This window comes from Pseudoduganella sp. R-34, assembly GCF_049904655.1.
GTDB lineage: Bacteria > Pseudomonadota > Gammaproteobacteria > Burkholderiales > Burkholderiaceae_D > Rugamonas.
Genome location: NZ_CP184572.1, coordinates 89,834 through 113,063, shown reverse-complemented (window position 1 = coordinate 113,063; position 23,230 = coordinate 89,834). Strand labels below are relative to the sequence as shown.

Sequence of the window (23,230 nt, the reverse complement as noted above, 5' to 3'; positions counted from 1 at the left end):
CGAACTCGACTATTTGTTATGGACTGGCCCCGCCGCATTGCCCACCTCGACATGGATGCCTTTTACGCGTCCGTGGAGCTGCTGCGCTATCCGGAATTGCGCGGCCTGCCGGTGGTGATTGGCGGCGGCGGTCGCCACCAGCCGCGCGAACTGCCGGACGGCACCCGCGAATTCTCCCGCCTGCGCGACTACGTGGGCCGCGGCGTGATCACCACCTCCACCTATGAAGCGCGGGCGCTGGGCGTCTTTTCCGCCATGGGCACGATGAAGGCGGCTGCCCTGGCGCCGGACGCCATCCTGCTGCCGGTGGATTTCGATTCCTACCGCAAGTATTCGCGCCTGTTCAAGGCGGCCGTGGCCAGCATCGCGCCACAGATCGAAGACCGCGGCATCGATGAAATCTATATCGACCTGACCGAGGTGGCGGGCGAAACGCGTGAGCTGGCCCAGCGCATCAAGGATGCGGTGCGCGCTGCCACCGGGCTGTCGTGCTCGATAGGCGTGGCGCCCAACAAGCTGCTGGCCAAGATCTGCTCCGACCTGGAAAAGCCCAACGGCCTGACCGTGGTCGGCTACGACGACGTCCCGGCCCGTATCTGGCCGCTGCCGGTGCGCAAGGTGAACGGCATCGGCCCCAAGGCGGAGAAAAAGCTGGTCGCGCTCGGCATCGACACCGTCGGCCAGCTGGCTGCGGCCGACCCAGCCCTGTTGCAGGAACACTTCGGCCTCAACTACGCGGAATGGCTGCAGCGCATTTCTCATGGCCGCGACGAGCGCGCCGTCGCCACGCGCAGCGAGCCGAAAGGCGTCAGCCGCGAAACCACCTTCTCGCGCGACCTGCACGTCAAGCGCGACCGCGCCGAGCTGTCCGAAATCTTCACCCGCCTGTGCCAGAAGGTGGCCGAGGACCTGGCGCGCAAGCGCTACGCCGGCCGCACGGTGGGTATCAAGCTGCGCTATGCCGACTTCCGCACGGTGACGCGCGACCTGACCCTGCCTTCGCCCACGGCCGATGCCGCCGCCATCCGCCGCGCTGCCGGCGAATGCCTGCGCCGCGTGCCGCTGGACGACCGGCTGCGCCTGCTCGGCGTGCGCATGTCGGCCCTCTGCACGCTGGACGAGGCTGCCAGGGCCCAGCCGGCGCAAGGTGATCTTTTTGCTAATTTATGATACCTTTCCCGCGCGAGCTGGCATGCTGAGTCCGGCTGCAAACCCGGATTACCTATGCAAGCCAACGCTGTTCATCGCCCGGCACGGCGCGCCTGGCTGGTGCTTATCGCCTTCGGCCATCTGGCCGTGCTGATGGCCTGGCGCCCTGTCGCGCGGCAGGCGCAGGAATTGGCCGGGCAGCCGGAAGGCGAACTGATCTTGCTGAAGCTGCCGCAAGCCATTCGTCACCGTTCGGCCGAATTGCCCCCGCGACCACCGCGCGTGCAGCCGACCGCGCAGCACACAGCGGCCGTCCAGGCCCGCCCTGCACCGCCTCCGGTTGCCAGCGAAGCGGTCAGTCCGGATGCACTGCCCGCTTCCGCAGAGGCAATGCCGCAGTCGATCACCCTGCCAGCGCCCGCCAGCTTGCCGGCCGACCCATTTGCCAAACCGGCGGTGCGCGACGAATCCTTGCTTGAAAAGACCCGCAAGTCGGCCGCCAGCATCGACCGCCAGTTGCGCAAGGAGAGCCTGAACAAATATGCCACCGTCGTGGACGAGGACAAGGCCGCGACGCTTTCCATCACCGGTGCCCCTCCGCCCAAACCATTCGCGCCGGAGAGTTTCGCCGGCGCGAACGGCATCGTGCACAAGCGCTATATGTTGCGCGGGAAAATGGTGTGCGAAGAGGTCGACCATATCGGGACCGGCGGCCACGATGTCTTCCGCAAGGGCTCGAAAGCCCGCCTGGTCAAATGTCCCAAATGAGCCTGCCCTTCGAGCCCCGCAGGCGCCAGGCCTGGCTGGCCGCCATCGCGCTGGCGCACGCAGCGCTCTTCCTGTGCTGGCGCGGCATGCCCTATGTACGGCAGGCCAGCGTCCAGCGCGAAACGGAACTGGTCTACCTGCAAGCACCGAGGGAATTGCCCAGGCGCCCGCCTGCCGTGGCCGCACCGGCGGCGCCGGTTGCTACCGTCCGGCGCGCTGCACCGCCGCCGCCGGTGGTCAGCACAGCGACCGCGCCGGCAGCTTCCGAGACTGCGGCGCCGGTAGCAGAAGCCGTTACCGTGCCAGCCACCGTCAACGACGACCCGTTTGCCAAGCCGGCGCCACTGGCGGAGACGCTGCTCGAGAAAAATCGCAAGCTGGCCGCCGGCGTCGACCGCCAGCTCCGCAAGGAAAGCCTGAATAAATTTGCAACAATCATCCTGCCGGACACCAAGCTTGGGATGGCAATCGCCAAGGCGCAAACCAAGGAATGGGTGCTGGAACAGACTTCCGACCTGGGCGACGGCGTGACCATGAAGCGCTACCGCAGGGGGAATCAGCAGTATTGCGAGTACACCAACCTGGTCGGCGCACGGGGACAAGACCCCGGCCGTGACGGGAACAAGACAAAGGTCATGACTTGCCCATGAGGACCCATGTAAAATGTCGTTCCCGTGGAAAAAGCTGATCAAGGTCGATAACGTTTATGTGGTTCAAGAATCTCCAGGTTTACCGCCTGCCTGCCCCTTGGGCATTTACTCCAGAACAACTCGAAGAAGCCCTCCAGTCGCAGTCCTTCTCGCCTGCCAGCAGCAATGAGCTGATGCGCCAGGGCTGGGACAAGCCGCGTCCAAACGGCGGCCTGGTGCACGTTGTCAACAAGCAGATGCTGATGGTGCTGGGCACCGAGAAAAAGCTGCTGCCATCGACCGTGGTCAACCAGGTTGCCAAGGCGCGCGCGGCCGAAATGGAAGAGCAGCAAGGCTTCGCTCCTGGCAAAAAAGCCATGAAAGAACTCAAGGAACGCGTGCACGACGAACTGCTGCCGCGCGCCTTCACCATCCGCAGCAACACATGGTGCTGGATCGACCCGGTCAACGGCTGGCTGGTGGTCGATGCCGCCAGCCCGGCCAAAGCCGACGACGTCATCAAGCACCTGCTGAAAGCTGTCGACCGCATGCCGATCGAAAGCCTGCGCGTGCAGCGTTCCCCGGTGGGCGTGATGACTGCCTGGCTGCAGGATGACGAAGCGCCAGCCGGCTTCACCGTCGACATGGACACCGAACTGCGCGCCACCGGCGAGAGCAAGGCAGCCGTGCGCTACGTGCGCCACACCCTGGAGCCGGAAGAAGTACGCCGCCACATCGCGGCCGGCAAGCAGTGCACCCGCCTGGCCATGACCTGGGACAGCAAGATCAGCTTCGTGCTGACCGAAGCGCTGGCCATCAAGAGCGTCAAGCCGCTGGATGTGATGAAGGAAAACGACGCCGTGACCCGCAACGACGAGGAACGCTTCGACGGCGACTTCATGCTGATGACCGGCGAACTGTCCAAGCTGCTGCAGGACGTGGTCGACGCCCTAGGCGGCGAAGCGAAGGCCTGAGTTTTCGCTATCCCCGCGTGAGCGCCAGCAGGCGCTCGCAATAGCCCGGGGCTTTGTCCTCGGGCACGTTGGTCACGCCAAGTAGCAGTCCGCCACTGACGGGTTGTGCCCCGGCATACCATCCCGACAAGGCGGATGGCGCCATGCCCAGGCTGCGCGCTCGCGCAGCGACTTCCACATCGTTGACATTCGCAGGCAATTGCAGCAGCACGCCCAGTGCTGCCGGCGCATGGATTGCGCCAAGTCTTTCCAGCGCCGCGCCCAGTGCGCTCCTGCGTTCCTGGTACAGACGCTTCATATGGCGCAGGTGGCGCAGGTAGGCGCCGCTATGCAGGAATTCCGCCACTGCCAGTTGCACAACCGGCGGCGGAGCGCTGCCGCAAGTGGAAGCCGTTTGCGCCAGCAGGTCCGCCAGTTCCGGCGGCGCTACCAGGAAACCGACCCGCAGGGATGGCGTCAGCGTCTTGCTGAAGGTGCCAAGGTGCAGCACGCGGCCATTGCGGTCCTGTGAAGCCAGCGCAGGCGCGGCGCGGCCTTGCGGCTGCAATTCGCCCAGGTAATCGTCCTCGATGATCCAGGCGCCTGCCTGCGCAGCCCATTCCAGCAAGGCCTGGCGCCGGCGCAGCGACAAGGTCACGCCGAGGGGCGCTTGCTGGCCCGGCGTCACCACCGCCAGCCTGGCACGTGGCGCCCTTTGCATGCCAGCCGCGACATCCATTCCTTCCGGATCGACGGGGACGGGTACCAGCTGCAATCCCGCCGCCGCTAGTGCGTCGCGTGTGGCCATGTAGCCCGGCTGCTCGATCCACGCCTGTTCGCCTTTCAACTCAAGCGCGCGCAGTACCAGCCCAAGCGCGCCAGCATAGCCGTTGCAGACCAGCACCTGCCCGGGTGTGCAATCGAGGCCGCGCGCCATGCACAGGTATGCCGCGATTTCGGCGCGCAGCGCATATTCGCCACGCGGGTCGGGATAGGAGAGCGGCATCGCAGCCGCCGTGCGTGCCGCCCTCCCCATCACCCGCGACCAGGTCTTGAAGGGAAAGGCGTCCTGCGCCGGCACCCCAACCTGGAAGGGGTTGGTGCTGACAGCCCTTCCGGGAAAGGCTTGCACCACTTCCAGCGCTGCTGCGCCTGGCGCCACGCGTGCCGCTTCGCTGCCTGGCCTTCCTCCGCCTGCCATCGTGCCGCCCGCACAAACGAAAGTGCCGGCCGCGCCGGCGGTGTAGACCAGCTGCTCATCGCGCAGCCGTTCATAAGCCTGCCGCACGGTGCCGCGCGCCACCCCCAATTGTGCGGCCAGGTCATGCCAGGACGGCAGGCGGGCTTGCGGCGCCAGGCGCCCGTCGCCGATCGCGCCGCGCAGGCCGAGGAAGATCTGGTCCGCCAGCGTGGCAGCGGCTTGGCGGTCGATGGCGAGGTTCAGGGAATGGTACATAAATTCAGTGCATTCTTGCGTCTTTTTGGTGGCCCAAGCCAAAGGTACCATGGATTCATCCAATCCACGAAAGCCATCATGTTCAAGCCATTGATCGCAGCACTTCTAGTGTGCCTTTCCACCGTCCCCGCCCATGCCGACGAAGCCGGCAGCGGCGCCAGCCGGGCCAAACTGGCCGGCAAGGCCCTGATCGGGCAGCCGGGTCCCGCCGCCGTGCTGCAAACCATCGACGGCCAGCGCATCGACCTCGCCTCTTACTACGGCAAGAAGCCGGTCTACCTCAAATTCTGGGCCACCTGGTGCGTGCCTTGCCGCGAGCAGATGCCCGCATTCGAGAAGTCCTTCCAGCAGTACGGAGACAAGCTCGCCGTGGTCGCGGTCAACGCGGGGTATAGCGACACCGAAACGGAAGTGAAGAGCTACCGCGCCCAACATGGCTTGCACATGCCAATCGTTATCGATGACGGTTCGCTGGCGGCCAGCCTCAACCTGCGCGTCACGCCGCAGCACATCGTGATTGGCCGCGATGGCCGCATCCAGCATATCGGCCATTTGCATGACAAGGATCTCGAGAAAGCGCTGCAGCGCGCAGTGAGCGAAAGTGCGGCAGCCAGTCCGGTGGCCCTGGCGCCGCAAGCCGCCCCGGCGCGCGCCGCGTTCAAAGTCGGCGATGTCGCGCAAGGACTGCCGCTGCCGGCCGCACAGGGCAAACCACGCGCGCTGATGTTCTTCTCGCCATGGTGCGAGTCCTACCTGCGCGAAAGCCGCCCTGCGACAGCACAAGCGTGCCAGCGGGTGCGCGAAGAGGCAGAAGCGCTGGCTGCGACACCCGGCGTCGAATGGCTTGCCGTCGCATCGCCGGTCTGGTCGTCGGACAAGGAAGTCGCCGAGTTCGCACGCAGCAAAAAGTCGCGCATGGCGATGCGTCTGGACAAGGATGGGGCGCTGTTCAACGCCTTCAGCGTGCGCCAGATTCCCAGCATTGTCCTGCTGGACCGCCAGGGCCGCGTAGCACGCGTGATGGGGCCTGATGACCGCGGCCTGGCGCAGGCAGTGCAAGCCTTGCAGGTGCAATGATGCGGCGCATTTTGTTGGCGCTGCTGCTCGCCGTACTCGGGCTGGCACGGGCGGTGGCGCAGGATTTTCTCGAGCCGGAGGCCGCCTTCCGCTTCTCGGCGCGCATGGCCGATGGCGGCACTGCCGAAGTCAGTTTCGACATCGCAGACGGCTACTACATGTACCGCGACCGTTTCCGTTTCAGCGCGGACGGCGCCAAGGTGGACGCCCCCCAACTGCCGCCAGGTAAATTGAAGTTCGACCAGACCTTCGGCAAGGAAGTGGAGACTTACCGCCACCGCGTCACCGTGCGCGTGCCGGTTCAGGGCGAAGGCCCTTTCGTGCTGCGCGTGACGAGCCAGGGCTGCGCCGACGCCGGCCTGTGCTATTCGCCGATGGATTCCGGGGTTACGCTGGAAGCGGCTGCGCCGCTGGCGCAAACGCTGCAAGGCGGCCAATTGCTGAAAATCGTGCCGCTGTTCCTGCTGCTCGGCCTTGGCCTGGCATTTACGCCCTGCGTGCTGCCGATGGTTCCCATCCTGTCCTCTATCATCGTGGGCGACAGCGCCAGGCCAAGCCGCAAGCGCGGGCTATTGCTGTCGGGTGCCTACTCGCTGGGCATGGCGCTGGTGTACACCGGCTTTGGCATTGCGGCCGGGCTGGCGGGCGAAGGGCTCGCGGCTTCTTTGCAGAGGCCATGGGTGATCGGTGGGTTCGCCTTGCTGCTGTCCGCGCTGGCGCTGTCGATGTTCGGTGTTTACGAGCTGCAGTTGCCGGCAGTCCTGCAATCGCGCCTGGCCGACAGCGCCAACCGCCGCACGGCCGGCAAGCTGGCCGGCGTGTTCGGCATGGGCGCCGTCTCCGCGCTGATGGTCGGCCCTTGCGTGGCCGCGCCGCTGGCGGGAGCGCTGGTCTACATCAGCCAGACGCGCGACGTGCTGGTCGGCGGCAGTGCGCTGTTCGCAATGGCGGCAGGCATGAGCGTGCCGCTGGTGCTGGTCGGAGTGTCAGCAGGCAGCCTGCTGCCGCGTGCAGGTTCGTGGATGGTGTGGGTCAAGCGTGGCTTCGGCGTCATGCTGCTGGCGCTGGCCGCGTGGATGGCGTTGCCGCTGCTGCCGAACCGCCACGTCTCGGCGCTGCCGTTCAAGCAGGTCGCCAACGTGCAGCAACTCGAAGCGGAACTGGCGAAAGGCCGCCCTGTCATGCTCGACTTCTATGCCGACTGGTGCGTCTCATGCAAGGAAATGGAAAAGTTCACTTTCAGCGCGGCGCCGGTGAAGGCCGCGCTGGAAGGGGCGGTGCTGCTGCAGACCGACGTAACCTCCAACAGCAATGAAGACAAGGCCCTGTTGAAACGCTATGGCCTGTTTGGGCCGCCCGCCATCATCCTGTTCGATGGCGAGGGCAAGGAACTAGCGCGCGTAATCGGCTACCAGGACGCCGCGCGCTTCCAGCAAACGCTGGCGAAACTCAAATGAATCAGAGCGGCTGAAATACACCGGCCGCTTTGTTTTTCTGCACGTTATCCCAGGCGAAAATCTGGCCGTTCATTGCCACGTACACGCCGGGCGGCAGCACCTGCGCCACGCCGCAGGCAAAGCCCATGTTGAAGAAGGCGTCGGAATTATCGATCTCGTAAGGAATCATGGCGCCGGTGAAGACGATGGTCTTGTCCTTGATGGCCGGGCCTAGGACGGCGGCGGTCTGCGGCATGGTATCGGTGCCGTGCACAATCACGATGGCTTTTTCCGAAGCGGCTTGGCAGGCGGCCAGAACGCGCTGGCGGTCGGCATCGACCATGTCCAGCGAATCGAGCAGCGACACGACTTCCAGCTCGCAAGGGGTGGTGATGCGGGCGCGCTTGATCGCGGCAGGCAGGTGACTTTCGGTGAAAGCCAGGGTGCCATTCAGTTCGTTGTAGTGCTTGTCGAAAGTGCCGCCGGTAGCAATGATGCGCAGGGTCATGATGAATTAAAATGAAATCGATGAATGGCGTGCATGATAGCCGAAAAAGTTTGCCACTTCCGGCTGGCATTCCGCCGAACAGTTGACTACACTGGGTTTTTTGCCCGGCCAGAACATGAAAGCGCTCGCACCAGGAACCGTGATTTTCCACCGCTACCGCGGCTATGGCGTCATCACGGCTGTCAATTTGCTGACCGGCTGGATTTCCGCCCGGTTTGGCAATGAATCGCGCACGCTCGATCTGAACCTCTCCACCGACGAAGTGCAGTTTGCCGACGGCGAAGCAATCCTGTTCCGCCGCGCCCCGCCCGACCGCATGCCGCACGCGCGGCTGATGGCGGTAGTGCGCGAGTTGCACAAGGCCGGCTACCAGAAGTTATACCTGTACTCCTGGCCCAAGCCATCCGGCCTGCACTGGCGCTGGCACTTGTTTACCGGTCCGCGCGACTGGATGCAGCGTTCCTGGCGCGAAGGCTGGTACGGCTCCGGCGCCGACTACATCTTCAACCCCGTGATGGGCTGGGGCGACCAGCCCGGCGCCACGACGGAAGAACTGGTGCACGCCCTGGCCAGATTCGACCCGCAAGGACTGGCGCAAGCGCTTGGCCGCGACGAAGACCACACCGAATGGTTCGCGCGCGTGTGCGACGCCCTGCTCCCCGGCTACATGTACAGCCTCGACATGCAGCGCCCGAACGGCGGCCCGTTAAGCGACATGCCCGCAGTCCCGGTGGTGCCCGTCCGCGCCAACCTCCCGCCGTACAGCGGCGCCCCGATCACCTGGCCCCCCGGCTGGGCCGGCCTCTGGACCAAGGTCCACGCCATGCCACTGCCGAGCCCGTGTCACACCTTGGGGTCACACCCCAACTGTGACACGGACACAGCCGTGTAATGCTTCAGCTCGTGTCACATCTGGGGTGTGACCCCATGGTGTGACACGGGCTCAGCCGTTGATGTGGTTGACCAGGTTCTGGAAGGCGTGGCGGAAGTAGAGCTCGTAGCTGGCTCGCTCGACGTAGCCGAGGTGCGGTGTGCACAGCACGTTCGGCATGCGCAGCAGCGGTGAATTTTCCGGCAGCGGTTCGGTTTCGAACACGTCCAGTGCGGCATAGCCGGGATGGCCGGCCTTGAGTGCTTCTTCCAGCGCGCCAGCCGCAACCAGCTCGGCGCGGCTCACGTTGACGAACAGCGCGTCGCGCTTCATGTGCGCCAGGTCTTCGGCCGTGACGATGCCGCGTGTGCCTTCGGCCAGGCGCAGGTGCAGCGACAAGACATCCGCTTCGCCAAAGAAGGCTTCACGCGATGCGGCGGCTTCGTAGCCGTCGGCCTTGGCTGCTGCGCGGCTAGCCTCGCTGCCCCAGACAATCACGCGCATGCCAAACGCCTTGGCATAACCCGCTACCAGCTTGCCAATCTTGCCGTAACCCCAGATCGCCATCGTGCTGCCCGCCAGCACCAGGCCCAGCGTGTTGTGCTCATGGCTGATCGATACCTGCTGCCATTGTCCGTCGCGCAGCTTGCCGGCGTATTGGAACAATTTGCGCCGCGCTGCCATCACCAGCGCCCACGTCAATTCCGCGGGCGCAGTCGGCGAACCTACGCCTTCCAGGACCGTGATGCCAAGTTCGCGGCAAGCTTCCATGTCGACATGTCCACTGACCTTGCCGGTCTGCGAAATCACTTTCAGGTTTGGAAGCCTGGACAGCAAAGCGCGGTTGAACGCAGTGCGCTCGCGGATCAGCACCAGCGCCTCGTACGGCGCCAGGCGGGCCACCAGCTGGCCCATGCCCTTCACGGAATTGTTGAAAACCTTGACCTCGTGGCCATCCAGGAGCTTGAAGCATTCCAGGCCACGAGTTGCATCCTGGTAATCATCGAGAATCGCAATTTTCATGTCAGTTAGCAGATTTTGTGATGAAAATGGTAGGGAAATAACAGGTTTGTGAATATCTGGAATAGCCTACTACATTAGTCGGGCAATATTCCTACATTTTTGTCGGAAGCGCGGGATCGCAGGTGTACAATCGGCCAAATTCAAGGAGCCCGGCCGGGTAAGCCAGGCTGGCTCCAGCAGCATATGTTCCAGCGACCGGGCACACCCCCGCCTGGCGCTCGCGCCCTCGAGTTATCGGGCGCATCGACAGAACCGCCGTATTTCGCCGAAGTATCAATTCTTCCGCGCAAGCTATCAGCTGACGACGATTCCTGCCGTGCCGGGACAAGACAGAATTCTTTATTGGCATTGGAGGTACTATGAATCAGCCCGTTATGGGAGGCGTTGTAACCATGAACGCACCAGCTTACATCAAACAGCAAAAGCTGATCAATTGGGTGGCGGAAGTCGCCGCATTGACCAAGCCGGCTCGCATCTACTGGTGCGACGGCTCGCAGGAAGAGTACGACCGCCTGTGCGCTGAAATGGTTGCCGCCGGCACCATGAAAAAGCTGAACGAAGCAAAGCGTCCAAACTCCTACCTGGCTTGCTCCGACCCAACCGACGTCGCCCGCGTTGAAGACCGCACCTTCATCTGCTCGCAGACCAAGGAAGCGGCCGGCCCGACCAACAACTGGATGGACCCGCAGGAAATGCGCGGCACCCTGAACGGCCTGTTCGACGGCTGCATGGCCGGCCGCACCATGTACGTGGTGCCGTTCTCGATGGGCCCGCTGGGCTCGCCGATCGCCCACATCGGCGTGGAACTGTCCGATTCCCCATACGTCGCCGTCAACATGCGCACCATGACCCGCATGGGCAAGGCCGTGTACGACGTGCTGGGTACCGATGGCGAGTTCGTGCCTGCGATCCACACTGTCGGCAAGCCGCTGGCTGCCGGCGAAAAAGATGTGCCTTGGCCATGCAACGCCACCAAGTACATCGTGCACTTCCCTGAGACCCGCGAGATCTGGTCCTACGGTTCCGGCTACGGCGGCAATGCGCTGCTGGGCAAGAAGTGCTTCGCGCTGCGCATCGCTTCCACCATGGGCTACAACGACGCCAAGAACGGCGGCGAGGGCTGGCTGGCAGAACACATGCTGATCCTGGGCGTTGAATCCCCGGAAGGCAAGAAGCACTACGTTGCCGCTGCATTCCCTTCGGCTTGCGGCAAGACCAACTTCGCCATGCTGATCCCGCCGAAGACCTTCGACGGCTGGAAAGTCACCACCATCGGCGACGACATCGCCTGGATCAAGCCGGGCAAGGATGGCCGCCTGTACGCGATCAACCCTGAAGCGGGTTACTTCGGCGTGGCTCCTGGCACCAACACCAAGACCAACTCGAACTGCATGTCCTGCCTCAACGAGAACACCATCTTCACCAACGTCGCGCTGACCGACGATGGCGATATCTGGTGGGAAGGCCTGACCAAGGAGGCGCCGGCGCACCTGGTCGACTGGCAAGGCAAGGACTGGACCCCGGCGTCCGGCACCAAGGCATCGCACCCGAACGCGCGCTTCACCGTGGCCGCAACCCAGAACCCGGTGATCGACCCGGCCTGGGATGATCCAGCCGGCGTGCCGATCTCCGCCTTCATCTTCGGCGGCCGCCGTTCCACCACCGTGCCTCTGGTGACCGAAGCGCGCGACTGGATCGAAGGCGTGTACATGGCTGCGACCATGGGCTCCGAAACCACCGCTGCAGCCGCCGGCCAGCAGGGCGTGGTGCGCCGCGACCCGTTCGCCATGCTGCCGTTCATGGGCTACAACATGAGCGACTACTTCCAGCACTGGCTGGACATGGGCAAGCGCCTGGAAGGCAAGGGCGCCACCCTGCCTAAGATCTTCTGCGTCAACTGGTTCCGCACCGACGAAAACGGCCATTTCGTATGGCCTGGCTTCGGCGACAATATGCGCGTGCTGAAGTGGATGCTGGAGCGCGTTGAAGGCACCGGCGGCGGCGTCGAGAACATCTTCGGCACCACCCCACGCTACGGCGACATCTCGTGGGACGGCCTGCCATTCACCGCCGAGGAGTTCGAGACCATCACCTCGATCGACAAGGATGCATGGCGCGCGGAGCTGAAGCTGCACGCTGAATTGTTCGAGAAGCTGGCATACCACCTGCCGCAAGAGCTGAAGGACAATATGGCCAAGCTGGAGCAGCGCCTGAACGGCTAAGCTTTACCGCTTCCAAAAAAAACGCGCCTCACGGGGCGCGTTTTTTTATTCCCTGCTCGCGTTCGACCATTCAGGTCGCTGCTCAACCGGAACCTCGGCCTGGTCGAAGCTGTCGACCTCTTTCATGGTGCGCACATCGTACAGCGTTTCGATCCCGGAGAAATGCAGGCCTCCGCAATCGGTGGCAACGTGCGTGCCGTTCTTCCAGAACCAGTATTCGCGAATGATCATTCCGCACTTGGAGGAGCGCGTGCGGCCGCCGTGATAGACATGCAGCTCGGTGGGCCATCGCCTGCCATCCGCGGCGAAATACGCAAGCACGAGCCAGGCTGCAGACTCGCCGTCGGGAGCGAGCCGGACATCATCTGCCCTTCGGTCCGTCGTCAGCTTGATGTCTTTGCCCGACGCAGTCACGACGTGCACATTCCTCGCCTTGTCGGCATAAGCCTTGACCAGGCTTCCCGCGCTGGCAGTTGAACACGCGATGAAAAGCGCGCCAGTAGACACAATACTGCGAATCTTCATTCAACATCCCGATAGTTGACCAGGTACCTGATTCCCAATAAGCTTCCGTGAAATTTGTTGAAACTGCAATGTAAATATGAAGAAGAAAAAACGATGAAGAAGGCATTTGTTGCTGCGGCAATCGCGGCGCTGAACATGCAGGCGTTTGCCGCCAAGCAGGATTGCGAGAATGCTGCTCACGCCAAGGCATACGTGTCAGGATTCCAGAAAGAGTTCATGGCTGCAGGTACTGCCATGACCGACCGTGAGAAGCAATATACGAAGAGAATTGACGCTATCAAAGCCAGGTTAATCAATGCAGGTGCCTGGACTCCGCAAGAAGCCTCCCTGCAGGTAATGAATTTCGCGATCCTGGACCAGGAGGCCAAAGAGGCGGAGGCTGTGCGGAAGAAGGCGGCCACCGATTTGAAGGTGCAGCTGTATGCGCTGGAGGGAGTCGACATCGTGGCAGGGAATGATAAGGTTGCAAGGGATAGGGCTGCGTGCCTTATGGGATACGATGCTATCGACAAGCTGCAAAAACTGGATGGGGCCGCGAGTGCCGCATGGGAGCTGCTGATCGCCAAGCTTGCCAAGGTGGCAGCCGAGAAAAACATCAGCCTCGATTGAAGCTCTGAAAGTTTTTCTTGACATGTGATTTGTAATGGGCGCAGAATCGCGTCCACTGATTTTTTACCAACCCCATTTTCGAAAGGACGACCATGCCACGTACGGCTATCCACAATCTGCAAATGAGATAGCCCCGCAGCGCGAGCGCTCGGGGCAGGCAATCAAGCCACCCGAGCCGGTCGTTCTTCCAACACGAACCCCGGCCAGGAAACTCGCCGGGGTTTTTGTTTCTACAGCCCCGGCATAACGAAAGACGTTATGCCAATTAAGCAAAGCCTGCACAAAGGCCTGGTGCCTGTGCACATCTATACGGATGACATTGATCATTCGGCCATCCAGCAACTGCTGAATATTGCGAACCTGCCGATCGTGCATCCGCACGTGGCGGCCATGCCCGACGTACACGCCGGCATCGGCGCAACCGTCGGCAGCGTGATCCCGACGCGCGGCGCCATCATTCCCGCCGCTGTCGGGGTCGACATCGGCTGCGGCATGAATGCCGTGCGCACGACGCTGACCGCGAGCCAGCTGCCCGACAACCTGGCGCGCGTGCGCAGCGCGATCGAAACGCTGGTGCCGGTCGGCTTCGAGCAGCACGCTTTCGACAAGGTGCGCGGCTCCGCCCACGCCCGCGTCGGACGTCCGCTGAACGACCGCCTGGACCGCATCGTGGCGCGCCACAAGGGCATCATGAAGATGCAGCACAAGTTCGCGCAGACCTGGATCTGCCAGCTTGGCACCCTGGGCGGCGGCAATCACTTCATCGAGCTGTGCATCGATGAAGAGCAGCGCGTCTGGATCATGCTGCATTCGGGCTCGCGCGGCATCGGCAATGTCATCGGGCGCTACTTCATTTCCGCTGCACGCAAGGAAATGATGCGCCATAAGGTGAACTTGCCGGACCGCGACCTGTCCTACTTCAGCGAAGGTTCGGAACTGTTCGACGACTATGTGGAAGCAGTCGACTGGGCCCAGGACTACGCCATGCTGAACCGGCGCGAAATGATGCGCCGCGTGGTGGCGGCGCTGGAGCCGCACGTCCCGCCGTTCAAGCTCGACGGCGAGGCGATCAACTGCCACCACAACTACGTGGCGCAGGAATCGCACTTCGGCCACAAGCTGTACGTCACCCGCAAGGGAGCCATCTCGGCGCGCGAAGGCGAGCTGGGGATCATCCCGGGCAGCATGGGTGCCCGCAGCTACATCGTGCGCGGCAAGGGCAACGAGGAATCGTTCTGCTCCTGCTCGCACGGCGCCGGACGACGCATGAGCCGCAGCGAAGCGAAACGCAAATTCAACCGCTTCGACCTGGCCGAACAGACGCAGGGCATCGAATGCCGCAAGGATGGCGGCGTGGTGGATGAAATCCCCGCCGCCTACAAAGACATTGACCAGGTCATGGCGCACCAGTCCGACCTCGTCGAAATCGTGCACACGCTGAAGCAAGTCGTGTGCGTGAAAGGATAAGCAATGAAGGTAACCATCAAGCTACCCAAGCCGCGCAACCCGCTGGCCGTGCTGGCGCGCCAGCGCAAGGCCGGCGGCCACCAGCGCGTCGAACAATCGCGGCGCGCGCTGAAGCAGCAACTGCGCCGCCAGTTGGAACGGGAGGAGTGAGCGCATGCAATCGGCAATCATGTTGAACCAACAGCAGGCGATTGACTTCCTGCTGCACGTTGCGATCACCCGCCCGGTATTCATGTGGGGCCCGCCGGGCATCGGCAAGAGCGCCCTGGTGCGCCGCTTTGCGGAAGCCGTCGGCATGGAGTGCGTCTCCCTGCTCGGCAGCCAGCTTGCGCCGGAAGATTTGCTGGGCATTCCGCAGATCGACGGCAAGTGCTCGCGCTTCTTCCCTCCTGCAAACATCGTGCGTGATGAGCCCTTCGTCCTGTTCCTGGACGAACTGAATGCTTCGTCGCACGAGATCCAGAAGGCATTCTATTCGCTGATCCTGGACCAGCGCATCGGCGAATACAGCCTGCCGAAAGGAACCATCGTGATCGGCGCCGGCAACCGCGCCAAGGATGCGGCCATCGTCAAGCCGATGCCGTCGGCACTGGTGAACCGCATGGTCCATATCCACTTGCGCTCCGACCACCGCCAGTGGCTGGAATGGGCAAGCGGCGAGGGCGGCATCCATCCCTGGGTGCTGGAGTACATCCAGCTGCGTCCCGATCATCTGTGGAGCGAGCCGCCGAAACACGAAGAGCCGTTCTCGACGCCGCGCAGCTGGCACATGCTGTCGGACGCGCTGCATTCCTTCGGCGAAGGTTCCGGCGAGGAGTTGGTGGATGCGCTGGCCTATGGCTTGTTGTCGCCCAATCACGCTGGCAACTTCAAGGGCTTTCTCAAGCAGCTGCGGCACAAGCATGGCCTGCATGCGATTATCAAGGGCGACCAGCACTGGCCGGATGCACCGGCGGATCGGGACGTGCTGTACTTCCTCGCGCAATCCTTCCGCGCCCATTTGGTGAAGGAGCTGCCGGAAGAGGAATCGGCAGTGCGCAGCGCGCACCATGCCTTGTCGATCCGCGCCAAGGATATGTTGCGCGACCTGGCGCGTATCAGCGTCGAGATCGCGCAATCGCTGCTCGGCGAAGATGCCCAGGGCCGCCGCTTGCCTGCGTGGTTCCTGGTCGAAGTGGCACGCGACCTGCCACGACTGGCCGGCCGCAGCCAGAAGGAGACTGCATGAGCAGGGACAGGAAGCCCGATCCGGCCGCGTCCGCGCGCCAGGCCGGGATTGCCCATGTGCGGGCGCATCCGGTGCTGGGCGCTATCGCGGCCCAGGCGGAATTTCACACCGATGCGACGCACCAGTTCGTGCCGTCCGGCGGATGGCTTGCCGTGTCGCCCGGCGGCACACTTTGGCTGCATCCGAAGCGGCGCGCGCAGCCGGACGAATGGGCGCGCGTGATCGGCATCGCGCTGTCCTGCCTTGGACTGGGCCTGGTGCGGCGCCGTGAACCGGCGCTGCTGTGGGAGCTGGCAGCGCTGGTGTCTGCATCGCGTTTTTGCGCTGAACTCAAGCTGGGCGAATTGCCGGAAGAATGGCGTTTGCCCGAATGCAAGGACGCCGGCGTGGAAACCTTGCTGCAGCGCTTTTGCAGCGGCGGCTGTCCCGCGCCGCTGCTGGCCTGGCACGCGGACATTGCCGGCACTGGGTCGGTGTTCACCTCGCTCGACGAGAAGGCGATGCCCTGGAAGCGCCACAAGCCGTGGCATGAATTGCTGGCAGATGGGATTGCGCGCGGCGTCGGCAGGGCGCTTGCCATCGCGGGCGGCGCAACTGTCGAACAGGCGGCCAGGCCGCACAGCCGCGAGCACCGCGCACGGCGCCGCATGATGGATTGCTATCCTTTGCTAGGCGCCCTGGCAGCGAGCTTCGACCTGGAGAACGATATCCGGATTTGCCAGCAGTACGATATTCGCGTTGCCGCCATCGATGTCGGCGCCCGCCGCATCTGGATCAATCCGGCGGCCGGCCTGAATGACGACGAAACGTTGTTCGTGCTGGCCCATGAGTTGCTGCACGCTGGCCTCAACCACGCGTCGCGTCGCCGCGGGCGTGATCCGGTGTTGTGGAATGTCGCCTGCGATTTCGCGATTAATGGCTGGCTGGTCGAGATGCAGGTTGGTGCGGCGCCCGCCATCGGCATGCTGTACGACGCTGCACTGGCAGGACAATCCGCAGATGAAATCTATGACGGCCTGGCGCGCGATATTCGCCGTGCACGCAAGCTGGCTACGATGCGCGGCGTTGGGCAGCCGGATTTGCTGGGCGAGGACAGCGGCGCCCAGTTTACGGACGCGGAGGAATACTGCCGCCGCGCACTCGCGCAAGGCATGGACCGCTGGGAATATGAGGGCGCGCGCGGCACCGTTCCGGCTGGCCTGCTGGAGGAGATCCGCAGCCTGGCGCAGCCGCCGATTCCGTGGGACGCCCGGCTCGCGCACTGGTTCGACGAAAGGTTCCCTCCGCTGGAGCTGCGGCGCAGCTATGCGCGGCCTTCGCGCCGGCAGGGAGCGACGCCGGATATTCCGCGGCCTTCGCTGTGCAAGCCGCCCGAGGAAGAACGCAAGAGCCGCGTCTTCGGCGTGCTGCTCGATACTTCGGGTTCGATGGAGCCTACCATGCTGGGCAAGGCGCTTGGCGCCATCGCCAGCTATGCGATGGCGCGCGACGTCATTGCCGTGCGCCTGGTGTGCTGCGACGCCGCGGCCTACGACTGCGGCTGGGTCGAACCGGATAACCTGCTGGACCGCTTCACCTTGCGCGGACGCGGCGGAACGGTGCTGCAGCCGGGCTTCGATCACCTGCGCGACCTGGCGCACCGAGGCGAGCTGCCGGCGCACGGCCCGGTGCTGGTAGTGACGGACGGCTGGTGCGAGGACAAGCTCGAGACGCGCATGGACCACGCCTACCTGCTGGCCGACGGACGCCGCTTGCCGTTTGTCCCGCGCGGGGAAGTCTTCTACATGACGGAATAGCTACTGGCCGGAAGAGGCGGGCATTGGCGGCAGCCCCATCATCTTGCGGCGGATGTCGAGTCCGCTTTCGTCTTCGATCACGACCGGCTTGCCGCTGGCGAGCTGGGTGCCGTAGCGTTGCGGCAGTCCTTTGGCGACACGCAGCCTGTCCTCGGCTTGCGCCAGTTGCGAGCCCGGCACGTCATTCTCCGCCTGGGCCTCGCGCAAGTCCGGTAGCAGGGCTTCCAGTTCCTTCTCGGGCACGCGCATCAGGACGGTGAATGCATTCTGGGACAGCTCGGGCCCGGCGAAGCGCGTGCCCGGCCAGCCGTGGGAAGCGACGATGGTCTTCAGGCGCGCCAGTTCCTTGCGGTCGCGCGCCGCATCGCGCTTGCCGGGTGCACCCATGCCTTCCAGCGCCCGGATGGCGGCCAGCTCGCGGGCATCGAGCACCTTGCGCTTGATGATGATTTCTTCGCCAAGGATGGTCGTGGCTGCGCCGCCGGTACGGATGGTCACGCGCACATTGCCGCGCGCATGCGTGGAGCCGCGGTGGTCCTGCTCGACCTGGTTGGCCTCCACCTGCACCGTATGCTGCTGGCCGATGGGCAGCATGATGCGTGCGACCTCCTTGCCCGCCGCCAGCGTCTGCACGCTGATGCGGCTTGGCTCGGCGGCATTGGCAAGCCCTTGGCAGGCCAGCAGCAACGGTAGCGCAAGCTTGTAGATGCTCATCATGTACCTACGGTAGCAAACCTGTGCGAACAATGGAGCACGCGTGGCGGCCTGGCGTACCAGGCTGAGCATCAAGCGCATTGCTGTCCTGTACAAGAACACAAGGTGAGTATTTATACAAAGTTTTTCTTGACACCACATTCGCGCAGAGCGCAGAATCAGCGCTCGTTAGTTGTATAACCCAGATCAAGAAAGGACGGCCATGCGCAATTTCGCTATCACCTGCATTAAGCACACCAGATAGCCCTGATGCGCGTGCGCTCGGGGCACTGGCAAATTGCCACCCCGAGCCGGACGTCCGACGACAAACCCCGGCGAGGAAACTTGCCGGGGTTTTTGTTTTTTGGTCCCCGGCGCAAGGAGGAAAGGAATCATGGAGATCCAACTCAAAGCTGTCACCCGGCAGAACTTCGACGACATCACCGACTTGCGGCTGCTGGACCACCAGCGCGACTACATTGCCAGCAACGCCTACTCGATTGCGCAGGCCAGCTTCTACCCGCAGATGCAGGCGCGCGCCATTTATGCCGAGGACGAGCTGGTCGGCTTCCTGATGTACGTCGACCTGGAACTGGAAGGCCAGCCCGGCGAATTCGGCGTGTGGCGCCTGATGGTGGACATCCTCCACCAGGGCAAGGGCTACGGCCGCAAGGCGCTGCAGGTGGCGCTGGCCGAGATCCGGGCGCGCGGCGGCGTGCGCAAGGTCTGGATCAGCTACCAGCCCGACAACACCAGGGCCAAAGATCTTTACGCCAGCATGGGCTTCGTCGAAACCGACATCGACGAGGACGGCGAAATGAACGCAGTATTAGAGCTGTAACGAAGAAGAAGGAGTCATGAATGAGACCATATCAACGCTTCCTGAGGAAATGGATTACGACCAACCTGCACGTGGTCACCAAGGAAAATTTCGCCGACATCGCCGAGCTGGAACTGCATGAATACCAGCAGGACCACGCGGCAGCCACCATGTATGCGATTGCGGAAGCCAGCTTCCACCCGAACTATCACTGCCGCGCCATCGCCGACAAGGACGGCGTGGTGGGCTTCCTGATGTACGCCGCGCCCGGCGCCGAAGATGAAGCGGGCGATTACGCGATCTACCACCTGATGGTGGACCGCCGCTTCCAGGGCAGGGGCCATGGCCGCCGCGCGGTCGAACTGGCGCTGGCCGAGATCCAGAAGCACGGCGACGTGCAGCGCATCTGGACCAGCTACCGTCCGGACAACGCCGTGGCGAAGGATCTCTACGCCGCCTGCAGCTTCATCGAGGCGGGCGTAGAGGAAGACGGCGAGATGTACGCCGTCTGGAGTCCCGATCCTTACTGAGTGAAGTTCAGGGTGTAGGCGCCGGACCGGCCGGAGTAGTAGCTGGTCGCCTCGATGGTGTAGTTGCCCCATGCACCCGCCGGCAGCGTGTAGCTGATGCGCGAATTGGTGCCGCCACCGCTATCGTCGTCGGAGCTGATGATATTGCCGGCGCCGTCACGCAGGTAGAGGTAGGTATCGAAGCTCGACGAGCTCAGGGTGATCGTCACTACCCGGCCTGGCAAGACGCCGAAGGTGTAGCGGTCAGTGTAGTAACCGGTGCCGCGTGCGCCGGCCGGGCAGGTCGATGACTGCAGGTTGCCATTTGCCGGCTCGCCGCTGACGATCCATTTGCTGCAGGCGGTGGACTGGGTTGAGCCCTGCTGGTTCAGGCTCAGCGGCAGCGTCAGGCCGCTACCGCTGAGGGTTGCGGTGGCACTGCGGGCCTCGCCGGGATTGGCGCTGACCGAGTAGGTGATGCTGCCGTTCCCGGTGCCGCTGATGGCGCTGGTGATGCTCATCCAGCTTGGCACGCCGGACAAGCTCCAGTTGCAGCTGGCTGGCGCCGCTATCGTGAAGTTGCCACTGCTGCCTTTTGCCGGGAAGCTGCTGCTGGCCGGCGTGACGCTCCAGGTGGCGCATGCAGAACCGGCCTGGCTCAATTTTGCGATGCCAACGCCGTCGGGCGTGGTGGCGGACATGTAGTCGCTGCGCGCGGCGCCGGTGTTGGGCGCGATATTGAGGCTGAAGCTGCCGTTGCCGGTACCCGAAGAACCGGATGTTACGCTGACCCAGGTGACCGGCACGGCCAGGGCCCATTTGCAAGTCGGCGCGGCGGTGATGGTGCCCGTCGTGCTGCCGCCGGCGGTAGTAAACGATGCGTTGCTCAAGCTGATGACCGGCGGCGTCGGGCAGAGCTTGCGCGCGTCCTGGGTGAAGGTGAACGTCGTGGCATACCCCATCGACGCCACTTGGCCGGAGCCGCTGCGCGAGGCCGTGGTATCCGGATTAGGGGCAACCGAGTAGGCGATGCTGCCGTTGCCGCTGCCACTGGTCGCTCCGGTGGCGGTGACAAAGCTGGGCATGGAGACCACGTTCCACGGGCAATTGGCGGCTGCAAAGACGCTGAGCGATCCGGTGCCGCCGGAGCCGCTGACAGTCGTCGTGGCCGGCGATACGACGGGCGCCGATGGGCAACTGGCCGACGCCACCTGCGTGACGGAGACGGTCTCATTCGCCAGCAAGAACGATGCGGTGCGCGATGCGCCGCTCAAGTTGGCGGCGGTCTTGAACGTCATTGCGAACGAGCCGCCGGACGGCATTTGCTGTGGATTGGCGCCGTCAACGGACAGCCAGTCTGGCAGGTTCGCCGCCTCGAAACGGCAGCCGGGTGCTGCATTGACGGTAAAGCTGACCGTTCCTGCATCGCCGCCGACGTTCTGCGTGCGCACCGGCACGGTCGTCAACTGGCTGGAGCAGGCCTGGTCCCAGATGGCGGCATACGCCGTGGAGTCGTTTTGTTCGGCTCCGCCGGCAAGCAGCACGTTGCCGTCGGGCAGGCGCGATACGCTCAGGTCGCGCTTGCGGATGCGTTGCGGGCCGCTAAGGTTCCAGGTACCGCTGGCGGCGTTGTAGCGCATGAGTTGACGGTTATAGCCTGCGGTGTAGACGATATCCGCGTTCGGCAGCACGGTGGCAGTCTGCGGCTCGAGATCGGCCGGCATCTCGGGGCCCGGAGTGAAGGCGCCGGTGGCCGGATCGTAGATTTCAGTGCTGCGCTGGGACATCGTATTGCGGCCGCCGGCCACCAGGACCTTGCCGTCCGCCAGCAGCACCGGTTCGATGGTTGAGCGCCCGATGGACATCGGGCCCGTGGCGCTCCATTGATTGCTGGCAGGGTCCCAGATCTCAGCCCGGGTGCTGTACGGAGCATAAGGAGCAGGTGCCGTACTGGCCTCGCCCCCAACCTTCATCACGCGGCCGTCGGCCAGCACTACCAGGCCGTGCCAGCCTGAGTTCTCGACAAAGTTGCCGGTTTTGCTGAAAGTACCGGTAGCGGGATTGAAGATATCGGCATACCCGCCGGTGGAATAGCCGTCCTTGCCCATCACCATCACCCGGCCATCAGGCAGCAGGCGCGCGATGGTGCGAAAGCGCATGGAGTTCATGTTGCCGGCGGCGGTCCATTGGCCGGTCGCAGGGTCGTAGATTTCGGCGGTGTTGGTGTAGGCGCCCGCCGGCGTCATGCCGCCGGCAACCAGGATGCGGCCATCCTGCAGCGTGACTGAGGCATGCTCGCGGCGGGCAGTCAGCATTGGCGCGGCAGGCGTGAACTGGCCGGTGACAGGATCATAGATTTCGGTGCTGGCGTAAATCGGGGCGCCGGGCGTGGACACGCCGCCAGTCAGCAGGATGCGGCCGTCGGGCAGGGCGCTTGCCTGGTGCAGCATGCGCGGCACGGTCATGTTGCCGGTCGAAACCTGGGCTTGGGCGGACAGGGTAGCGCAGGCCAGCAGGGCGGCTGCTGCGAGTTGGCGCAGTGGGGTTGGGTACAAAGCTTTTCTCCTCAGATATTTCCCGGGCACAACTCTATTCATATTTGCGAAATAGTCAATCAAAAAAAACAAGGAAATATTCAGGTTTGACATTTCGCACATGTGTGCTAAAGTTTGACCCATGGACACCTTGACCGCAAAAAGCGAAGCGACCTTCGCCACCATCCTCGGCGCCGCCATGGAAATGGCCGCGGCGGAAGGCATCGGCAAGCTGTCGCTGGGCGAGATCGCCAAGCGCACCGGCATCAGCAAGAGCGGGGTGTTTTCGCGCGTCGGTTCGCTCGAGCAGCTGCAATGCGCGGTGCTGGACGAATATGACCGCCGCTTCGCGGCCGAAGTCTTCATGCCGTCGCTGTCCCTGCCGCGCGGCCTGCCGCGCTTGCAGGCCCAGGTCGCGGCCTGGTTCCAGCGCGCGGCCGACGAGGCGCTGCGCACATCCTGCCTGTACACGGCGGGCGCTTTCGAGTTCGACGATTACGAAGGCAGTGCGGTGCGCGACCGCCTGGCGCAAGGCGCGCTGGCCTGGCGCGCCTCGCTGCGCAAGACCATCCTGCAGGCGATGGAAGCCGGCCAGCTGCGGCCGGACACCGAACCCGAGCAACTGGTGTTCGAGATTTACAGCCTGGTAGTGGGCCTGCTGCACGATGCCCGCTTCCTGCGTGACGTGCAGTCGCCGCGCCATGCGCAGCGTGCTTTCAACCGCCTGATTTCGACGTACAAGAGTTTCAACGATTTGTGATTTTGGGTTGCCGCGGGTTCGCCTGCGGCCTTTTTTTAACTTGACTTCGCACGGGTGTGCGAAATTGGGGAAAGAACATGCGATTCCTGCTTTTGCTGGTGCCGGTCGGCATCTACTTCATGAGCCACAGCAGCCTGTGGGGCATCCTGCGCGGATTGCCGAAGAACAATAACGATTTTGGCGAAAACTACTAAGGA

At 63.7% G+C, this 23,230-nt stretch carries 22 protein-coding genes; 16 read left to right on the top strand and 6 right to left on the bottom strand.

Going from position 1 to position 23,230, the window contains the following annotated elements; translation table 11 throughout:
• Positions 1-18 precede the first annotated feature (18 nt).
• The 4 genes from dinB to ACN9MW_RS00480 are packed head-to-tail and all read left to right on the top strand — an operon-like array spanning position 19 to position 3,520.
• Positions 19-1,170 carry a DNA polymerase IV gene (dinB, locus tag ACN9MW_RS00495; RefSeq protein ID WP_426166535.1) on the top strand — a complete coding sequence of 384 codons (1,152 nt, stop codon included), beginning with the start codon at positions 19-21 and terminating at the stop codon, positions 1,168-1,170.
• 54 nt (positions 1,171-1,224) lie between these two features.
• Positions 1,225-1,917 carry a hypothetical protein gene (locus ACN9MW_RS00490; RefSeq protein WP_426166533.1) on the top strand — a complete coding sequence of 231 codons (693 nt, stop codon included), beginning with the start codon at positions 1,225-1,227 and terminating at the stop codon, positions 1,915-1,917.
• Positions 1,905-2,567, top strand: coding sequence for a hypothetical protein (locus ACN9MW_RS00485; protein ID WP_426166531.1), 663 nt, complete (start codon positions 1,905-1,907; stop codon positions 2,565-2,567). Before ACN9MW_RS00490 ends, ACN9MW_RS00485 begins: the two co-directional genes overlap by 13 nt.
• A gap of 56 nt (positions 2,568-2,623) precedes the next feature.
• Entirely contained in the window at positions 2,624-3,520 is an 897-nt protein-coding gene (locus ACN9MW_RS00480) for a recombination-associated protein RdgC (protein WP_130316447.1), read from the top strand.
• A 7-nt stretch (positions 3,521-3,527) separates the two neighbouring features.
• Here the strand turns inward: ACN9MW_RS00480 and ACN9MW_RS00475 are convergent, their stop codons facing one another.
• Entirely contained in the window at positions 3,528-4,955 is a 1,428-nt protein-coding gene (locus tag ACN9MW_RS00475; protein WP_426166529.1) for a PLP-dependent aminotransferase family protein, read from the bottom strand.
• Positions 4,956-5,033: 78 nt separating this feature from the next.
• Between ACN9MW_RS00475 and ACN9MW_RS00470 the strand changes: the two genes are divergently transcribed.
• Together ACN9MW_RS00470 and dsbD are read left to right on the top strand one after the other, a co-directional pair.
• Complete coding sequence (locus tag ACN9MW_RS00470) at positions 5,034-6,032, top strand: TlpA family protein disulfide reductase (protein WP_426166527.1); 999 nt, start codon at positions 5,034-5,036, stop codon at positions 6,030-6,032.
• Positions 6,029-7,489, top strand: a complete 1,461-nt coding sequence (gene dsbD, locus ACN9MW_RS00465; protein ID WP_426166525.1) for a protein-disulfide reductase DsbD — start codon at positions 6,029-6,031, stop codon at positions 7,487-7,489. Before ACN9MW_RS00470 ends, dsbD begins: the two co-directional genes overlap by 4 nt.
• Before the next feature lies 1 nt (position 7,490).
• Here the strand turns inward: dsbD and ACN9MW_RS00460 are convergent, their stop codons facing one another.
• Positions 7,491-7,976, bottom strand: a complete 486-nt coding sequence (locus tag ACN9MW_RS00460; RefSeq protein WP_426166523.1) for an asparaginase domain-containing protein — start codon at positions 7,974-7,976, stop codon at positions 7,491-7,493.
• 115 nt (positions 7,977-8,091) lie between these two features.
• Between ACN9MW_RS00460 and ACN9MW_RS00455 the strand changes: the two genes are divergently transcribed.
• Positions 8,092-8,868 carry an L-asparaginase gene (locus ACN9MW_RS00455; protein WP_426166521.1) on the top strand — a complete coding sequence of 259 codons (777 nt, stop codon included), beginning with the start codon at positions 8,092-8,094 and terminating at the stop codon, positions 8,866-8,868.
• Positions 8,869-8,919: 51 nt separating this feature from the next.
• On the opposite strand, the gene ACN9MW_RS00450 is transcribed toward ACN9MW_RS00455, so the two are convergent.
• Positions 8,920-9,870 carry a D-2-hydroxyacid dehydrogenase family protein gene (locus tag ACN9MW_RS00450; RefSeq protein ID WP_426166519.1) on the bottom strand — a complete coding sequence of 317 codons (951 nt, stop codon included), beginning with the start codon at positions 9,868-9,870 and terminating at the stop codon, positions 8,920-8,922.
• Between the two features lie 359 nt (positions 9,871-10,229).
• On the opposite strand from ACN9MW_RS00450, the gene ACN9MW_RS00445 reads away from it, so the two are divergent.
• Positions 10,230-12,092 (top strand): phosphoenolpyruvate carboxykinase (GTP), encoded by a 1,863-nt coding sequence (locus ACN9MW_RS00445; protein ID WP_426166517.1) that lies wholly within the window; start codon positions 10,230-10,232, stop codon positions 12,090-12,092.
• Between the two features lie 45 nt (positions 12,093-12,137).
• Here ACN9MW_RS00445 and ACN9MW_RS00440 read toward each other — a convergent pair whose 3' ends face one another.
• Entirely contained in the window at positions 12,138-12,617 is a 480-nt protein-coding gene (locus ACN9MW_RS00440) for a hypothetical protein (RefSeq protein WP_426166515.1), read from the bottom strand.
• 93 nt (positions 12,618-12,710) lie between these two features.
• On the opposite strand from ACN9MW_RS00440, the gene ACN9MW_RS00435 reads away from it, so the two are divergent.
• From ACN9MW_RS00435 to ACN9MW_RS00415, 5 genes are all read left to right on the top strand, one after another.
• Positions 12,711-13,226, top strand: a complete 516-nt coding sequence (locus ACN9MW_RS00435) for a hypothetical protein (protein WP_426166513.1) — start codon at positions 12,711-12,713, stop codon at positions 13,224-13,226.
• Positions 13,227-13,484: 258 nt separating this feature from the next.
• Positions 13,485-14,693 (top strand): RtcB family protein, encoded by a 1,209-nt coding sequence (locus ACN9MW_RS00430; RefSeq protein WP_426166511.1) that lies wholly within the window; start codon positions 13,485-13,487, stop codon positions 14,691-14,693.
• A 3-nt stretch (positions 14,694-14,696) separates the two neighbouring features.
• On the top strand, positions 14,697-14,843 hold the full coding sequence (locus ACN9MW_RS00425) for a hypothetical protein (protein ID WP_200951750.1): 147 nt from the start codon (positions 14,697-14,699) through the stop codon (positions 14,841-14,843).
• Positions 14,844-14,847: 4 nt separating this feature from the next.
• Positions 14,848-15,921, top strand: a complete 1,074-nt coding sequence (locus ACN9MW_RS00420; RefSeq protein WP_426166508.1) for an AAA family ATPase — start codon at positions 14,848-14,850, stop codon at positions 15,919-15,921.
• Positions 15,918-17,717 (top strand): DUF2201 family putative metallopeptidase, encoded by a 1,800-nt coding sequence (locus ACN9MW_RS00415; RefSeq protein WP_426166506.1) that lies wholly within the window; start codon positions 15,918-15,920, stop codon positions 17,715-17,717. The genes ACN9MW_RS00420 and ACN9MW_RS00415 overlap by 4 nt, the downstream gene beginning before the upstream one ends.
• Here the strand turns inward: ACN9MW_RS00415 and ACN9MW_RS00410 are convergent, their stop codons facing one another.
• Complete coding sequence (locus tag ACN9MW_RS00410) at positions 17,718-18,512, bottom strand: DUF6624 domain-containing protein (RefSeq protein WP_426166504.1); 795 nt, start codon at positions 18,510-18,512, stop codon at positions 17,718-17,720. It abuts the gene before it with no gap.
• 292 nt (positions 18,513-18,804) lie between these two features.
• Here ACN9MW_RS00410 and ACN9MW_RS00405 point away from each other — a divergent pair, with 292 nt between their 5' ends.
• Complete coding sequence (locus tag ACN9MW_RS00405; RefSeq protein ID WP_426166502.1) at positions 18,805-19,251, top strand: GNAT family N-acetyltransferase; 447 nt, start codon at positions 18,805-18,807, stop codon at positions 19,249-19,251.
• A 20-nt stretch (positions 19,252-19,271) separates the two neighbouring features.
• On the top strand, positions 19,272-19,760 hold the full coding sequence (locus tag ACN9MW_RS00400; protein ID WP_426166500.1) for a GNAT family N-acetyltransferase: 489 nt from the start codon (positions 19,272-19,274) through the stop codon (positions 19,758-19,760).
• Here ACN9MW_RS00400 and ACN9MW_RS00395 read toward each other — a convergent pair.
• Entirely contained in the window at positions 19,754-22,294 is a 2,541-nt protein-coding gene (locus ACN9MW_RS00395) for a kelch repeat-containing protein (RefSeq protein ID WP_426166498.1), read from the bottom strand. The two genes, ACN9MW_RS00400 and ACN9MW_RS00395, sit on opposite strands and share 7 nt — an antisense overlap.
• A gap of 121 nt (positions 22,295-22,415) precedes the next feature.
• Between ACN9MW_RS00395 and ACN9MW_RS00390 the strand changes: the two genes are divergently transcribed.
• Entirely contained in the window at positions 22,416-23,033 is a 618-nt protein-coding gene (locus tag ACN9MW_RS00390; RefSeq protein WP_426166496.1) for a TetR/AcrR family transcriptional regulator, read from the top strand.
• Positions 23,034-23,230 lie beyond the last annotated feature (197 nt).

Bases quoted from the DNA above. Each gene is read 5' to 3' on its own strand.
- dinB (WP_426166535.1), top strand. From the start codon at position 19: ATGGACTGGCCCCGCCGCATTGCCCACCTCGACATGGATGCCTTTTAC.
- ACN9MW_RS00490 (WP_426166533.1), top strand. From the start codon at position 1,225: ATGCAAGCCAACGCTGTTCATCGCCCGGCACGGCGCGCCTGGCTGGTG.
- ACN9MW_RS00485 (WP_426166531.1), top strand. From the start codon at position 1,905: ATGTCCCAAATGAGCCTGCCCTTCGAGCCCCGCAGGCGCCAGGCCTGG.
- ACN9MW_RS00480 (WP_130316447.1), top strand. From the start codon at position 2,624: ATGTGGTTCAAGAATCTCCAGGTTTACCGCCTGCCTGCCCCTTGGGCA.
- ACN9MW_RS00475 (WP_426166529.1), bottom strand. From the start codon at position 4,955: ATGTACCATTCCCTGAACCTCGCCATCGACCGCCAAGCCGCTGCCACG.
- ACN9MW_RS00470 (WP_426166527.1), top strand. From the start codon at position 5,034: ATGTTCAAGCCATTGATCGCAGCACTTCTAGTGTGCCTTTCCACCGTC.
- dsbD (WP_426166525.1), top strand. From the start codon at position 6,029: ATGATGCGGCGCATTTTGTTGGCGCTGCTGCTCGCCGTACTCGGGCTG.
- ACN9MW_RS00460 (WP_426166523.1), bottom strand. From the start codon at position 7,976: ATGACCCTGCGCATCATTGCTACCGGCGGCACTTTCGACAAGCACTAC.
- ACN9MW_RS00455 (WP_426166521.1), top strand. From the start codon at position 8,092: ATGAAAGCGCTCGCACCAGGAACCGTGATTTTCCACCGCTACCGCGGC.
- ACN9MW_RS00450 (WP_426166519.1), bottom strand. From the start codon at position 9,870: ATGAAAATTGCGATTCTCGATGATTACCAGGATGCAACTCGTGGCCTG.
- ACN9MW_RS00445 (WP_426166517.1), top strand. From the start codon at position 10,230: ATGAATCAGCCCGTTATGGGAGGCGTTGTAACCATGAACGCACCAGCT.
- ACN9MW_RS00440 (WP_426166515.1), bottom strand. From the start codon at position 12,617: ATGAAGATTCGCAGTATTGTGTCTACTGGCGCGCTTTTCATCGCGTGT.
- ACN9MW_RS00435 (WP_426166513.1), top strand. From the start codon at position 12,711: ATGAAGAAGGCATTTGTTGCTGCGGCAATCGCGGCGCTGAACATGCAG.
- ACN9MW_RS00430 (WP_426166511.1), top strand. From the start codon at position 13,485: ATGCCAATTAAGCAAAGCCTGCACAAAGGCCTGGTGCCTGTGCACATC.
- ACN9MW_RS00425 (WP_200951750.1), top strand. From the start codon at position 14,697: ATGAAGGTAACCATCAAGCTACCCAAGCCGCGCAACCCGCTGGCCGTG.
- ACN9MW_RS00420 (WP_426166508.1), top strand. From the start codon at position 14,848: ATGCAATCGGCAATCATGTTGAACCAACAGCAGGCGATTGACTTCCTG.
- ACN9MW_RS00415 (WP_426166506.1), top strand. From the start codon at position 15,918: ATGAGCAGGGACAGGAAGCCCGATCCGGCCGCGTCCGCGCGCCAGGCC.
- ACN9MW_RS00410 (WP_426166504.1), bottom strand. From the start codon at position 18,512: ATGCGCTTGATGCTCAGCCTGGTACGCCAGGCCGCCACGCGTGCTCCA.
- ACN9MW_RS00405 (WP_426166502.1), top strand. From the start codon at position 18,805: ATGGAGATCCAACTCAAAGCTGTCACCCGGCAGAACTTCGACGACATC.
- ACN9MW_RS00400 (WP_426166500.1), top strand. From the start codon at position 19,272: ATGAGACCATATCAACGCTTCCTGAGGAAATGGATTACGACCAACCTG.
- ACN9MW_RS00390 (WP_426166496.1), top strand. From the start codon at position 22,416: ATGGACACCTTGACCGCAAAAAGCGAAGCGACCTTCGCCACCATCCTC.